Raw genomic sequence first — 14,103 nt, 5'->3', positions numbered from 1 at the left:
GGCCTGAGATGTCTTCCCTTCCGCCCAGTTCGAGCGCCGACATTCCCAAGCTGGCTGCCGGCTTGCATGATCCGCTGATGGCCCGCATCAACCAGTTGCTGGACAAGGGCTTCCCATGGATGCGCTTCCCGGGTGCACTTGAGCAACAATTCCTGCTGGATGTGGCAGAAGCCCGGCGCCGGCATTTCGTGATCAGCAGCGTGATCGCCTTGTTGATCTACAACGGCTTCCTGGTCGCCGACTACCTCATGGCCCGCGACGTGTTCTGGCTGGCCGTAGAAATCCGGATCCTCTTTTTCACGCCCTTGGCCCTGCTGTTCATTTACCTGATTCAGACCAGGAACGGCGCCTTCATTCACAGCCTGCCAACGGCGTCGCTCGAAGTCATCGTGGTGAGCGGCGGGCTGATTGCCGCTGGCAGCCTGGCCTTCATCCTGTCTGAGACCAGAACCGCTTACGCCGCCTACTACCACGTGGGTTTCACGGTGGTGGTGCTGTACGGCAATGTCGTGCAGCGACTGCGCTTCTGGTATGCCGTGGTGTTTTCCACGGCCCTGCTGGGCATCCATCTGGCCGGCATCATCTTGCTGGGCGATTTTCCCCAACGGCTGCTGTGGCCGATCTTTTCAATGGTGTTGTCGGCTGTCGTGTTCTCCCTGACTGCCAACTACCTCATGGAGCGCGACGAGCGAAAGCGCTATTTGCTGACCCTGCGCGAACGAGGTGTGGTGCGGGAACTGACGCGTGCCCATGAGCGGCTGCAGGAACTCTCCCGCGTGGACGCCCTGACCGGCCTCCACAACCGGCGACATTTCCAGGAGTACCTGCAACAAGTCTGGGAGCGGGCCCAATACGATGGCTCGTCGGTGAGCATCCTGATGGTCGATGTGGACCACTTCAAGAAATACAACGATCGCTACGGGCACCCTGCCGGCGATGAGTGCCTGAGCCAGATTGCCAGGGTGCTTCAAACCACACTGCGGCGCCCGGAGGACCTGATCGCGCGCTACGGCGGCGAGGAATTCATTGCCGTGCTGCCCCAGACTGAAACGGCGTATGCCGTTGCCGTGGCCGAACGGGTGCGCGTGGCCGTGGAAGCCTTGCAGATGCGGCATGAGAGCTCGTCCGCATCGCACTTCGTGACGGTGAGCATCGGCGTGGTTTCCTGCAAGGCAGACTTCCTGCTGAAGTCTGCGGCGCTGGTTTCAGCGGCCGATCAGGCCCTGTATCAGGCCAAGCACGAAGGGCGCAACCGGATCTGCGTGATCGACACCAAGGCGGTGGCCTCAGCGAACTGAGACCGGATCCAGGTGGGTCATCACGTCCAGAACGGGCAACTTCTTCATCACGCGCTCACGGGCTGAACTCGCGATATCGTGCCCCTCACGGACAGAGAGCTCGCCATCCACTTCGAGGTGGGCGTCCACCATGATCATGTCGCCCATCTTGCGGGTACGCAGGTCATGGACGCCTTGCACGCCCGGGGTATCGGTCAGGACCTGGCGGATCTCGTCGATCTGCTCTTCGGAGACTGAGCGGTCCATCAGGTCGTTGAGGGCATCCCAGCCGAATTCCCAACCCATCTTGGTGACCATGAAGCCCACAATGAGGGCTGCAACCGGGTCCAGCAAGGGATAGCCCAGCAAGTTGCCAACGATGCCCAACGCCACGACCAGCGAAGATGCCGCATCGGAACGGGCATGCCAGGCATTGGCCACCAGCATGCTGGAGCGCACACGCTCGGCGGCGGCCAGCATGTAGCGGAACAGCAGTTCCTTGGAGACCAGGGCCACCAGGGCCACATACAGCGCCACAGGCTTGACCTTGGGGATCAACTCCGGATCGCCCAGTTTGTGCACGGCGCTCCACAGCATGCCGATGCCCACGCTGAGCAACAGGCCGCCCAGCACCAGCGAGGCAGCCGTTTCGTAGCGGTGGTGACCGTAGTGGTGGTCTTCGTCGGCTTCCTTGCGGCTGTGCTGGTTGGCCAGCAGCACGACGAAGTCGGCGATCAGGTCGGACAGCGAGTGGATGCCGTCCGCGATCAGGGCTTGCGAGTGCGCAAACACACCTACCAGGACTTGAACCGTCGTCAGGACGAGGTTGACCACCACGCTGACCAGCGTGCTGCGCTTGGCCACAGCGTGGCGTTCGGGGGTGTCCTGTTCAGGATCGTCTTGCGGCGTCAGATCCAAAGCCATGCGTGCTCAACCCAGCCAGTCGATGTGGTGCCCCAGCTTGCGGGCCTTGGTGCCCAGGTAGCGCTCGTTTTCGGCCTGCACGTCACTGCGAACCGGCACGCGCTCTTCGATGTTGACGCCATGCTGTGTCAGCGTATCGACCTTGCGCGGGTTGTTGGTCATCAGCTTGACCGAGTTCACGCCCAGGTACGACAGGATTTCAGCGGCGGCATCGAAGTTGCGCAGGTCTGGTGCAAAACCCAGATGCTGATTGGCTTCCACGGTGTCCATGCCCTGATCTTGCAATTGGTATGCCCGCAGCTTGTTGGCCAGGCCGATGCCACGGCCTTCCTGGCGCAGGTACACCACCACGCCACTGCCCTTCTTGCCGATTTCGCTCATGGCGAAGTGCAGTTGGGGGCCGCAGTCGCAGCGCAGGGAGCCAAAGACATCCCCTGTCATGCATTCGGAGTGCACGCGCACCAGGGCGCTGCCTTTGACTTCACCCATGACCATGGCAACGTGCTCGGCGCCGGTGGCCTTTTCACGAAAAAGCTTCATCGTGAAGCTGCCATGTTCGGTGGGCACGCGCGCTTCGGCCAGGAATTCCACCAGGGCGGTGGTCACAGGCGTCAGGGCTTCGGCTGGGGTCTGGCTGGCGGAATCAGGGATTGACATTCATTTTCCTCAGGGGCCCATATTCTGCCAAAAGCCACTGCACTCCACATTTTGAGGAGCAAAAAGACCTGCGTGCGGAAAAAATGGTGAAGTTCTTGACCTAGCTTACCTTTTACATGGAAACTGGCACGCATGAACTGCATCTGGACCTCCCGAACCCGCCGAATTTGGCTAGCGCTAGCTGACAACAGCTGGTGTGTTCGGGTCACACGCGTCTGACGAGTTCATTCTCTCCGCATCCCCAACAACGCCAGCCCAGCCGCTGGCGTTTTGCATTTCGGGGTCGTTGACGAGCAACAAGCAGTCTCAAAGACAACGCTCCCGCGCCAGGCGGCTTTCTTTCAACCTTGAGGAAAGTCACTGTCATGAGCATGCTCACCAACCCCGCTACGAAGTACATCGCCACCCAACCCGTGGCTTTGCCGGACCGCACCTGGCCCGACCAGCAGATCACCCGGGCGCCCATCTGGATGAGCACGGATCTGCGCGATGGCAACCAGGCCTTGTTCGAGCCCATGGATGGCGCCACCAAGTTGCGCCTGTTCCAGTTGCTCGTCGAGATCGGCTTCAAGGAAATCGAAGTGGCCTTCCCGGCGGCATCGCGCACCGATTTCGACTTCGTGCGCACCTTGATTGAAGGCGGGCACATTCCGGATGACGTCACCATCGAGGTGATCACCCAGGCGCGCGAAGACCTGATCCGCGAAACATTCGAGGCCTTGCGTGGCGCGCCCAAAGCCATCGTGCACCTCTACAACGCCACGGCCCCGGCCTGGCGGCGCACGGTGTTCGGCATGGGCCGCGACGAGGTGCAAGCCCTGGCTGTGCGCAGCACGAAGCTGATCCGCCAGTTGGCCGACGCCCGGACCGACACGCGCTGGACCTTCCAGTACAGCCCCGAGACCTTCAGCACCACCGAGCCCGCGTTTGCCTTGTCGGTGTGCAACGCCGTGATCGAGGCCTGGCAACCGACCGTGGCCCAGCCCATGATCATCAACCTCCCCGCCACCGTGGAGGCCAGTACGCCCAATGTGTATGCAGACCAGATCGAGTGGATGCACCGACGTCTCACCCGACGAGATGCCGTGATCCTCAGCGTGCACCCGCACAACGACCGGGGCACGGCGGTGGCGGCTGCCGAGTTGGCGGTGATGGCCGGCGCACAGCGCGTGGAAGGCTGTTTGTTCGGCAATGGCGAGCGCACCGGCAATGTCGATCTGGTGACCCTGGCCTTGAACCTCTACAGCCAGGGGGTGAGCCCGGGCCTGGACTTCTCGAACCTGCCTGCCATTGCGCGTGCGGTCGAGCAGTGCATTGCCTTGGCGGTGCCCCCTCGCCATCCGTATGCCGGCGATCTCGTGTTCACGGCGTTTTCGGGCTCGCACCAGGATGCCATCCGCAAGGGCCTGGCCGTGCAGCAAGCAGATCAACCGTGGGCCGTGCCCTATCTCCCCATCGACCCGCGCGACGTAGGCTCGAACTACGAGGCGGTGATCCGGGTCAACAGCCAGTCCGGCAAAGGCGGCATCACGTACTTGCTGGAGTCTGCGTATGGGTTGGTGATTCCGCGGCGAGCGCAGGTCGAGTTCAGTGCCAGCGTACAGGCCGTGGCCGATGACACCGGGCGTGAATTGACGGCCGGCGCCTTGTGGGCCTTGTTCCAGGCGGACTACCTGGCCGCGCCGGGTCCATGGCAATTGCTGCATCACCATGTGGAGGACGACCTCGGCCAGACGCGCGTGGAATTGCTCGTGCAGACCACGCACGGCACCCGACGCCTGCATGGGCATGGCAATGGCCCGCTGGATGCGGCCTGGCAGGCGGTGCAGGCGCTCGGCTTGCCTGAAGGCACGCAGTGGCATGGGTTTGAAGAACACGCCACCGGCCAAGGCTCGGATGCCACGGCGCTGGCCTGGGTCGAGGTGGGAGCACCGGGGGTGTCGGCCAGCGTGTACGGTGCCGGGCGGCACCCGCACCTGGTCAGTGCCTCGCTCATGGCCATGATGCAGGCCATCAACCGTCTGGCCATCAAGGCCGGCTGGACGGTGGAGGCGCAAGGCTCGCCAGACAAGGAGCGTGCCGCATGAGACACCGCACCGCTTCGACTGGTTTTTGCCCGAGTTGCCAGCACCACGGCCTGTTGCAGCGCCATGCCATCCGCCCGAGCTGGTGGCGCGATGTGCCGCAGGATGGCCGCCCGCAAGTTCGACGTGGCGAGATCGTGCGCTGGCGCTGCACGAGTTGCCTACAGACCCACTCCAGCCAACCGGAATGGGCCTTGCCGGGCAAGCGCCTGACCCGCGCACTGGAGGCCTGGGTTCGCCAGGCCTTGCAGGCAGGGCAAAGCGCCCGGGCTGTGGCCCGCAGATGCGGCGTGGACGAAAAAACCGTGCGCACCTGGGGCAATACGGGCTGATGCAGGCGGCACCAGCCTGACGAAAGTGGACTGGACGGGCGGGCTCAAAATCGCTACAGTACTGTATACGCATACAGTATTTGATCGATTGACATGCATCCGCCCGTCCTGCCTGCCGTCACCCGGAATGGCCCGCCCCCCCTGCCCGAGCATCTGGCTCAGGCAGTGTGGCGCGGCGATGCCATGGGTCGCGTGTGCAGCACGGTCATCCCCAGCGGGCATCACATGCTGGATGCCGAACTGCCAGGCGGCGGCTGGCCCTGCCAGTCCATGACCGAGGTCCTGCTGACCCAGTCCGCCCAGGCGGAATGGCGTTTGCTGAGCCCTGCCCTGGCGCAGATCGTGAAACGAGGGGGCAGCGTGCTGCTGATTGCACCGCCACATGCCCCGCATCTGCCCGGCTTGCACAAGGAAGGCCTGCGCGATGACCGCCTGATCCGCATCGATGCCTGCACACCTGCCGAACGCCTGTGGGCCACCGAGCAGGCGCTCAAGGCCGGGTGTGTCAGTGCCGTGTTGAGCTGGTTGCCTCAAGTGCGCCCGGAGCAGATTCGCCGCTTGCATGCCTGCGCAGCGCAACACCCCGGGCCTTTGTTCGTGTTTCGCCCAGCCAAGGCCCAGGCTGATTCGTCTGCGGCGCCACTGCGCGTGTTGCTGGGGCTGGGGCCCTGCCCTCACCCGCTGCAGGTTCAGATCGTCAAGCGACGAGGGCCCATGCTGGATCAGCCCCTGAGCCTGCCGTACTGGCCGGCCGGTTTGACGCCACTTCTGCCCGCTGCACCCTTGCCGACCCTGTCGCCCACCTCATCGCCGCCCCTCACCAGCCCGCTATCTGCCACACACCCCGCCACGCCGGACACGCACCAAGCGCCGCCACATCATGCTGCACTGGATCGCCTTGCTACCCGGGAGTCCCGCGCCTTGTCGTGAGGCAGAAGGGCCGGATCAGCAGCGTCCTGAGCATGTTGAAGACAAAGCTTCACCCGCTTGCATCCCGCTGGTGCTGGGCCCCCTGCACCTGGGTTGGTGGGCCCTGCAATTCACACCTCGGGTGGCCTGCCTCGAAGGCGCGGTGGTGCTGGAGGTGCAAGCCAGCGAGCGATTGTTTGGCGGGGCTGCAACCTTGCGCGAGCGCATCATGAATGAAGCGCAGGCTCATGGCGTGGTGGCTGCTGCCCATGCTGGTACGGCGCTGGCGGCGGTGGCCCTGGCTGGCCACGCCGCCATATGCCCAACAAGCAGCACAACAAGCAGCCCGACACGGCGCCCGCCACCAGACACCCAGGATGAAGGCGATGACACCGATGTGCGCGGCGAACTGGCCGAGCGCCTGAACAAACTCCCGCTGGATGTGCTGCCTGGCGTGGCCACCCATGCGCCAACCCTGGCCAGACTGGGGTGTCGCAAGCTGGCCGATGTGCGAGCCCTGCCGCGCGGTGGTCTGAGCCGGCGTTTTGGTGCCGGCATCCTGCAGACACTGGATCAGGCCTACGGCCACAGCCCCGAAGCTTTTGAGTGGCTCACCTTGCCCTCCGTATTTGATGCCCGCCTTGAGTTGCCCGGCCGGGTCGAATCAGCCCCCGCCTTGCTGTTTGCGGCCAGCCACCTGCTGCAACAACTGTGTGCATGGCTGGCCGGGCGCCAGGCCGGGGTCATGGCCTTCACCTTGCGCTGGCTGCATGACTGGCACCGTCGCGACAGCAGCCACGAGGGCGAATGGACCGTGCGCCTGGGCAGCCCGACGCGCGACTACGCCCGCCTGAGCCGGCTTCTGGCCGAGCACCTGCAACGCATCCAGTTGAGTGCCCCGGTGGGTGACATCAGCCTGCACGCCGATGAGATCGAAGCCCTGCCCCTGAGCAGCCAGCAACTCTTTCATGAGCACCGCGAAGACCAGTTGAGCGCCAGCCCCGATGCCTTGCTCACACCTGCCGCCCAACGCGCACAACGCGATGCCCTGCTGGCCTTGCTGGAAAAGCTCAGCGTGCGCCTGGGGCCCGAGCGCGTGCTGCAAGCCCAGGTACAGGCCGATCACCGACTGGAATGCGCTCAGCAGTGGCACCCCGCCGTGCCAGCCTTGTCCACCGCATCCCTTCGCCATCCACAGGCCCCTGCGACGCATTCAGCCCGAACAGCCCGCGCCGTACCCATCGCCGACATGCCGCAACCCTGCTGGGTCCTGCCGGAACCCATGCCACTGGCGCTGGACGCGGTTCTGGGGCAGCACCCCATCTACCAGGGCAAGCTGACCTTGCTGGCCGGCCCGCATCGCATCGAAGCGGGCTGGTGGGACCCAGGCACCGACCACACCCGCGTGACCCGCGACTACTACCTCGCCAGCAGCGCCCACGCCGGCCTGCTGTGGATCTACAAACGCCAGCAGCCCGCAGACGACACGCGCAGCCCCTGGTACCTGCACGGCTTCTTTGCCTGATCGAGCGCTGCCATGCTCCTCCAGCCAGCCCAGCTCGCTCTGCCCGCGCTACCCGATTACGTCGAACTGCATGCGGTGTCGAACTTCTCTTTTCTGCGCGGGGCTTCGCATGCGCAGGAAATGGTGCAACGCGCGCTGGCCCTGGGTTACCGAGGGCTGGCCATCACCGATGAATGCAGCATGGCCGGGGTCGTGCGTGCGCATCTGGCCTTGCGAGAAGCCCGTCAGGCCAGGGAACCCGGCTCGGACGACTTCAAACTGCTGATCGGCAGTGAGTTCCAGGTGTTCGAAGATGAACACGATGCGCAGCCCATGCGCCTGATCGTGCTGGCCTGCCATCGCCTGGGCTACGGGCTGCTGTGCGAGTTCATCACGCGCCTGCGCCGGGCCACCGAAGGCAAAGGCCAGGCCAGGCTGCTGCGCCACGAGATCCGGCAGGAAGCACTGGGGGACTGCGTGGTGATCATGGCGCCGCACCGCCTCTGCCCGGCAGCCACCATCGAGGCCCAGGCGCAGTGGCTCAAGCAGCACTTTGGTGGCCGCTGCTGGCTGGCGCTCGAACAACATCAGCAACTGGATGACGCCATCTGGCTGCGCACCCTGCGCCATGTGAGCGACACCGCGCGCGTGCCCCTGGTGGCTGCGGGCGATGTGCACATGCATGCGCGCTCCCGCAAGCCCTTGCAGGATGTGCTCACGGCCATCCGCATCGGCAAGCCGCTACCTGAATGCGGGCTGGCGCTGGAGCGCCATGCCGAACGCCATTTGCGCAGCCGCCTGCAACTGGCCCAGCTTTATCCGCCAGACACCCTGGCGGCCACCTTGCAGGTCGCTGCGCGTTGCGACTTCAGCCTCGATGAACTGAAGTACGAATACCCTGAAGAAGTCGTGCCAGAGGGCGATACACCCAGCACCTATCTGCAACGCCTGGCCTACGAAGGCAGCACCTGGCGTTACCCCAAGGGCGTGCCGGCCCGTGTGCAGTTGCAGATCGACAAGGAACTGGATCTGATCGCTGAACTCGGCTACGAAAAGTACTTCCTCACCGTCTACGACATCGTGCGCTTCGCCCGCTCCCGGCACATCCTGTGTCAGGGCCGAGGCAGCGCCGCCAACTCTGCCGTGTGCTACTGCCTGGGTATCACCGAGGTCGATCCGGATCAGACCACGCTGCTGTTCGAGCGCTTCATCTCCAAAGAGCGTAACGAGCCGCCCGACATCGATGTGGACTTCGAGCACGAGCGCCGCGAAGAGGTCATCCAGTATCTGTATGAGCGTTATGGGCGCGACCGCGCCGCCCTGACCGCCACCGTCATCAGCTACCGCACCCGCAGCGCCCTGCGCGATGTGGGCAAGGCCCTGGGCTTCGATGCCGAGCTGATCGAGCGTGTGGGCAACAACCACCAGTGGTGGGACGGCAAGGGCATCCAGGCTGAGCGGCTGGTCGAGATCGGCCTGGATCCGCAAGACATCCGCCTGCGTCAATGGCAGGACCTCTCACTCACCTTGATGGGTTTTCCTCGCCACCTCAGCCAGCACACCGGCGGCTTCGTGATCGCCAAGGGCGCCCTGTGCCGCATGGTGCCGATCGAGAACGCCAGCATGCCCGACCGCAGCGTCATCCAGTGGGACAAGGATGACCTTGATGCCCTGGGCCTGCTCAAGGTGGATGTGCTGGCGCTGGGCATGCTCACCGCGCTGCGCAAGGCGCTGGACTTCATCGGCCAGCAGCGCGGCCATGAGATGGAGTTGCAAGACATCCCCAGGGAAGACGAAGCCACCTACGACATGGTCTGCCAGGCCGACACGGTTGGCGTCTTCCAGATCGAAAGCCGTGCGCAGATGAGCATGCTGCCGCGCCTGCGCCCGCGCGAGTTTTACGACCTGGTGGTCGAGGTGGCGCTGGTGCGGCCAGGCCCCATACAAGGCGGCATGGTCCACCCGTATCTGGAACGGCGCGAGCTCTATCGGCGCGACCCATCTGCCATCACCTACCCGCCTCGGCTGGAGGCCGCTTTGAAACGCACGCTCGGCATCCCCATCTTCCAGGAACAGGTGATGCAGATCGTGGTGCTGGCCGCGGGCTTCACGGCGGGCGAAGCCGATGAGTTGCGGCGCTCCATGGCCGCCTGGCGGCGCAAAGGCGGGGTGCACAAGTTCAAGGACAAGGTCATCAACGGCATGAAGGCCAATGGCTACGACCCGGGCTTTGCCGATCAGATCTTCAAGCAGATCCAGGGCTTTGGCGAATACGGTTTTCCGGAATCCCATGCGGCCAGTTTTGCCTTGCTGGTCTATGCCAGTGCCTGGGTCAAGTGCCACGAACCTGCCGCCTTTCTGGCGGGCCTGCTCAACGCCCAGCCTCTGGGCTTTTACTCACCCAGCCAGTTGGTGCAGGACGCACGCCGCCATGGCGTGAACGTGCGCCCGCCTGATGTGATGACCAGTCTGTGGGACTGCACACTGGAAGATCGCCCGGGGCCTGAAGAAGCCCGACGCCAGAAGCTGCGTCAGGACCAGCCCACCGTTCGCTTGGGGCTGCGCCTGATCGCAGGGCTCTCGCATCAAGCTGCCGAGCGCATCGTGCAGGCCCGGCAGCAAGCCCTGTTCATCAACGTGGATGACCTGGCCCGCCGCGCCGATCTGGATCAGGCCGACATGCGGGCCCTGGCCGCTGGCGATGCCTTGATGAGCTTGTCCGGCCACCGCAGGCAGCAGGTCTGGGAAGCCTCCGCGCTGCACCGTTCCCCCACCTTGCTGCGTGACGCACCGGTGGACGAAGACTGGCTGGACCTGCCCCACGCCCCCGAAGGAGAAGAAATCGTGTTCGACTACGCCTCGCTGGGCCTGACCCTGCGCAGCCATCCGCTGGCCTTGCTGCGCCCGAAGTTAAGGGAGCAGCGCCTGTCCAGCGCACGCGATCTGCGTGATCTGCCCAATGGCCGCCTGGCCAAGGCTTGCGGCATCGTGACCGTGCGCCAGCAACCTGGCACCGCCTCAGGGGTGATCTTCGTGACGCTGGAAGATGAGACCGGCACCGTCAATGTGGTGGTGTGGACGCATGTGCGCGACCGCCATCGCCAGGCCCTGCTGCAGGCACGCCTGCTGGCGGTCTATGGTGTGTGGCAACGCGAAGGCGAAGTACGCCATCTCATTGCCCACTACCTGCATGACATGACGCCGCTATTGGGCCGGCTGGCCACCACCAGCCGGGATTTTCATTGATCGAACGCGAGCCACCTCAGCGCTTGCGAACCGGCATCAAATCCGTGCAACTGCCATGCGCTGCCTCTGCGGCCAGGCCCACGCTCTCACCGAGCGTCGGGTGCGGGTGGATGGTCTTGCCGATGTCGACTTCATCAGCGCCCATCTCGATGGCCAAGGCGACTTCGCTGATCAGGTCACCCGCATGCGTGCCGACGATGCCGCCGCCCACGATGCGGCCACTCTCTGCATCAAACAGCAGCTTGGTGAAGCCTTCTGCCCGACCATTGGCCAGCGCCCGGCCTGAAGCGCCCCAGGGGAAGAGCCCCTTCTTGATCGCCTTGCCTTGCGCCTTGGCCTGTTCTTCGGTCAGCCCCACCCAGGCAATTTCCGGGTCGGTGTAGGCCACACTCGGAATCACCAGCGGGTCAAAGCTTTCGCTGGCCAGCGCCTTGTCATTCAGCAACTCGCCGGCGATGACTTCAGCCGCCACATGCCCTTCGTGCACGGCCTTGTGTGCCAGCATGGGTTGCCCCACGATGTCACCAATGGCAAACAGACTGGGCACATTGCTGCGCATCTGGCTGTCCACGGGGATGAAGCCACGCTCGTTGACGGTCAAACCCACCTTGTCCGCACCGATCTTGCGACCGTTCGGGCTGCGCCCCACGGCTTGCAGGACCAGGTCATACGTTTCGGCGGCGGGTGACTCGACACCCGGCTTGACCGACTCGAAGCTCACGCGGATACCTGTTGGCGTGGCCTCGGCCGCGACGGTTTTGGTGCCCAGCATGATGCGATCAAAGCGACCCGCATTGAACTTCTGCCAGACATTGACCAGGTCCCTGTCCGCACCCGGCATGAGCGTATCGCTCATCTCGACCACATCGATGCGCGCGCCCAGCGTGGAATACACCGTGCCCATTTCCAGACCGATGATGCCGCCGCCGATCACCAGCATCTTCTTCGGGATGGCAGGCAGGTCGAGCGCGCCCGTGGAATCCACCACGCGCGGATCGTCCGGCAGGAAAGGCAGACGCACGGCCTGAGAACCCGCCGCGATGATGGCGCGCTTGAAGCTCAGCGTGCGGGTGTCACCCGTCTTGTCCTGGCTGGTGCCCGTGGTGACTTCCACCAGCACGTGGTGCGCATCCACCAGCGCGCCATAGCCGCGCACGATCTCGACCTTGCGCGCCTTGGCCATGCCGGCCAGCCCGGTGGTCAGCTTGCGGGTGACGCCGGACTTGTGCGCACGCAGCTTGTCCAGATCCAGCACGGGCGCACCAAAAGTCACGCCAAGCGCATCGAAGTGCTTGACCTCGTCCATCACGGCGGCCACATGCAGCAGTGCCTTGGAGGGGATGCACCCCACGTTCAGGCACACCCCCCCCAGTTCGGCATAACGCTCCACCAGGATGACCTTCAGGCCCAGGTCCGCCGCACGGAAGGCTGCGCTGTAGCCGCCGGGGCCACCACCCAGCACCAGCACGTCGCAGTCGGTGTCTGCTGGTGCGTTCACGGCGGGCAATGCTTGCGGCGTGGCCGAAGCGGCCACCACGGCCGGAGCCACAGGTGCAACAGTTGGTGCGACCGGTGCAGCCACCGGCAATGCCGCTGCCGCGGATGCCGGGGCACTGGCCGCTGCAGCCCCCTCCCCGGCCACGTCCAGCGTCAGGATCAACTGCCCTTGCGCCACACGGTCACCGAGTTTCACCTTGATCTCGCTCACCACGCCGGCCTGGGGGGATGGCACCTCCATCGACGCCTTGTCGGACTCCAGTGTGATGATGCTTTGTTCGGCAGCCACCGTCTGTCCCGGCTTGACCAGGATCTCGATGACGGCCGCGTCGGCGATGTCGCCAATGTCTGGAACGGGAATGTTGATCAATGCCATGTTCTTGTTCCCGTTCGATCAGACCAGCGCGCGGCGGAAGTCGGCCAGCAAGCTGGCCAGGTAGGTGTTGAACCTGGCGGCCGATGCGCCATCGATGACGCGGTGGTCATAACTCAGGCTCAGAGGCAGCATCAGGCGGGGCTCGAACGCCGAGCCGTTCCACACCGGCTTCATGGCCGAGCGGCACACACCCAGGATCGCCACCTCGGGCGCATTGATGATGGGCGTGAAGGTGGTGCCACCAAAGCCGCCCAGTGACGAGATCGAGAAGCAACCGCCTTGCATTTCGCCCGGCGAGAGCTTGCCCTCACGGGCCTTGGCCGCCAGTGCGGCTGTCTCGGTCGCCAGTTGAGACAGGCTCTTGCTGTCCACATCGCGGATCACCGGCACGACCAAACCATTGGGCGTGTCAGCCGCAAAGCCGATGTGCACATACTGCTTGAGCACCAGGTCATCCCCATCCAGCGAGGCATTGAACTGCGGGAACTTGCGCAGCGCCACCGCACAGGCCTTGAGCAGGAAAGCCAGCATCGTGAACTTGGTGCCCGCCTTGGCATGCTCTTCATTGAGCTTGACGCGGAAAGACTCCAGCTCGGTGATGTCCGCCTCGTCGTGGTTGGTGACGTGCGGGATGCGCACCCAGTTGCGATGCAGGTTGGCGCCGGAGATCTTCTTGATGCGCGACAGCGGCTGGCGCTCGACCGCACCGAACTTGGTGAAGTCCACCGATGGCCAGGGCAGCAAGGTCATGCCACCGAGATCGGCGGAACCCGCGCCACCACCTGCGGATACCGCAGCGGGCTGATCGGCCCGCGCCATCACGCCCTTGACGAAGTTCTGCACATCCACATGCGTGATGCGGCCCTTGGGCCCTGAACCCGGGACCTTCTGCAAGGGCACGCCCAGCTCTCGTGCAAACCGGCGCACCGAAGGCGAAGCATGTGACACCGCGCTCAAGGGCGGCATCTCCAGCGTCGCCAGCGCTGCGGTGGGGTGCGTGCGGTCTGCCGCAGCAGGCGCCGCATCGGCCACTTGTGCGGGCGAAGGCACCACAGGCGCCGCAGCGACAGCCGGTGCAGGTGCAGGTGCAGGTGCGGACGCAACAGCGGCAGCAGCCACAGGCGCCACAGCCTCGGCCGCAGCACCATCAACTGTCTCCAGCAAGCCCACCAGCGAGCCCTTGCTCACCTTGTCACCCAGGCGAACGCGCAATTCCTTGAGCACGCCGCCCACAGCCGAGGGCACCTCCATCGACGCCTTGTCGGACTCGATGGTGATCAGGCTTTGCTCGGCCTTG

General features: G+C 64.6%; 10 protein-coding genes. 6 read left to right on the top strand and 4 right to left on the bottom strand.

Going from position 1 to position 14,103, the window contains the following annotated elements; translation table 11 throughout:
• Positions 1 to 8 precede the first annotated feature (8 nt).
• Positions 9 to 1,298 (top strand): diguanylate cyclase, encoded by a 1,290-nt coding sequence (locus VFW93_RS11065; RefSeq protein WP_329694048.1) that lies wholly within the window; start codon positions 9 to 11, stop codon positions 1,296 to 1,298.
• On the opposite strand, the gene VFW93_RS11060 is transcribed toward VFW93_RS11065, so the two are convergent.
• Both VFW93_RS11060 and ribA read right to left on the bottom strand, forming a co-directional pair.
• Complete coding sequence (locus tag VFW93_RS11060; RefSeq protein WP_329694047.1) at positions 1,287 to 2,201, bottom strand: cation diffusion facilitator family transporter; 915 nt, start codon at positions 2,199 to 2,201, stop codon at positions 1,287 to 1,289. The genes VFW93_RS11065 and VFW93_RS11060 overlap by 12 nt on opposite strands.
• Before the next feature lie 6 nt (positions 2,202 to 2,207).
• A complete protein-coding gene (ribA, locus tag VFW93_RS11055; protein WP_290678569.1) occupies positions 2,208 to 2,858 on the bottom strand; it encodes a GTP cyclohydrolase II in 651 nt (216 codons plus the stop codon).
• A 371-nt stretch (positions 2,859 to 3,229) separates the two neighbouring features.
• On the opposite strand from ribA, the gene leuA reads away from it, so the two are divergent.
• The 5 genes from leuA to VFW93_RS11030 all read left to right on the top strand — a co-directional run bounded on the left by leuA (position 3,230) and on the right by VFW93_RS11030 (position 10,933).
• Entirely contained in the window at positions 3,230 to 4,945 is a 1,716-nt protein-coding gene (gene leuA, locus VFW93_RS11050; protein ID WP_329694068.1) for a 2-isopropylmalate synthase, read from the top strand.
• Complete coding sequence (locus tag VFW93_RS11045; protein ID WP_329694046.1) at positions 4,942 to 5,274, top strand: transposase family protein; 333 nt, start codon at positions 4,942 to 4,944, stop codon at positions 5,272 to 5,274. Before leuA ends, VFW93_RS11045 begins: the two co-directional genes overlap by 4 nt.
• A 93-nt stretch (positions 5,275 to 5,367) precedes the next feature.
• Positions 5,368 to 6,204: a translesion DNA synthesis-associated protein ImuA gene (gene imuA / locus VFW93_RS11040; RefSeq protein WP_329694045.1), complete on the top strand. Its 837-nt coding sequence runs from the start codon at positions 5,368 to 5,370 to the stop codon at positions 6,202 to 6,204.
• Positions 6,205 to 6,274: 70 nt separating this feature from the next.
• Entirely contained in the window at positions 6,275 to 7,708 is a 1,434-nt protein-coding gene (locus VFW93_RS11035; protein WP_329694044.1) for a DNA polymerase Y family protein, read from the top strand.
• Positions 7,709 to 7,720: 12 nt separating this feature from the next.
• Positions 7,721 to 10,933 (top strand): error-prone DNA polymerase, encoded by a 3,213-nt coding sequence (locus VFW93_RS11030; protein WP_329694043.1) that lies wholly within the window; start codon positions 7,721 to 7,723, stop codon positions 10,931 to 10,933.
• Between the two features lie 16 nt (positions 10,934 to 10,949).
• On the opposite strand, the gene lpdA is transcribed toward VFW93_RS11030, so the two are convergent.
• Together lpdA and aceF are read right to left on the bottom strand one after the other, a co-directional pair.
• Positions 10,950 to 12,806 carry a dihydrolipoyl dehydrogenase gene (lpdA, locus tag VFW93_RS11025; protein WP_329694042.1) on the bottom strand — a complete coding sequence of 619 codons (1,857 nt, stop codon included), beginning with the start codon at positions 12,804 to 12,806 and terminating at the stop codon, positions 10,950 to 10,952.
• An 18-nt stretch (positions 12,807 to 12,824) separates the two neighbouring features.
• Positions 12,825 to 14,103: dihydrolipoyllysine-residue acetyltransferase (gene aceF, locus VFW93_RS11020; RefSeq protein ID WP_329694041.1), on the bottom strand; the 1,279-nt coding region annotated here is incomplete at its 5' end.

Source organism: Aquabacterium sp. (assembly GCF_036279675.1).
Lineage (GTDB): Bacteria > Pseudomonadota > Gammaproteobacteria > Burkholderiales > Burkholderiaceae_C > Aquabacterium.
Note: the sequence above shows the minus strand (reverse complement) of the source record. Positions and strands in the feature narration are given on the sequence as shown.

Bases quoted from the DNA above. Each gene is read 5' to 3' on its own strand.
- lpdA (WP_329694042.1), bottom strand. From the start codon at position 12,806: ATGGCATTGATCAACATTCCCGTTCCAGACATTGGCGACATCGCCGAC.
- leuA (WP_329694068.1), top strand. From the start codon at position 3,230: ATGCTCACCAACCCCGCTACGAAGTACATCGCCACCCAACCCGTGGCT.
- ribA (WP_290678569.1), bottom strand. From the start codon at position 2,858: ATGTCAATCCCTGATTCCGCCAGCCAGACCCCAGCCGAAGCCCTGACG.
- VFW93_RS11030 (WP_329694043.1), top strand. From the start codon at position 7,721: ATGCTCCTCCAGCCAGCCCAGCTCGCTCTGCCCGCGCTACCCGATTAC.
- imuA (WP_329694045.1), top strand. From the start codon at position 5,368: ATGCATCCGCCCGTCCTGCCTGCCGTCACCCGGAATGGCCCGCCCCCC.
- VFW93_RS11060 (WP_329694047.1), bottom strand. From the start codon at position 2,201: ATGGCTTTGGATCTGACGCCGCAAGACGATCCTGAACAGGACACCCCC.
- VFW93_RS11065 (WP_329694048.1), top strand. From the start codon at position 9: ATGTCTTCCCTTCCGCCCAGTTCGAGCGCCGACATTCCCAAGCTGGCT.
- VFW93_RS11045 (WP_329694046.1), top strand. From the start codon at position 4,942: ATGAGACACCGCACCGCTTCGACTGGTTTTTGCCCGAGTTGCCAGCAC.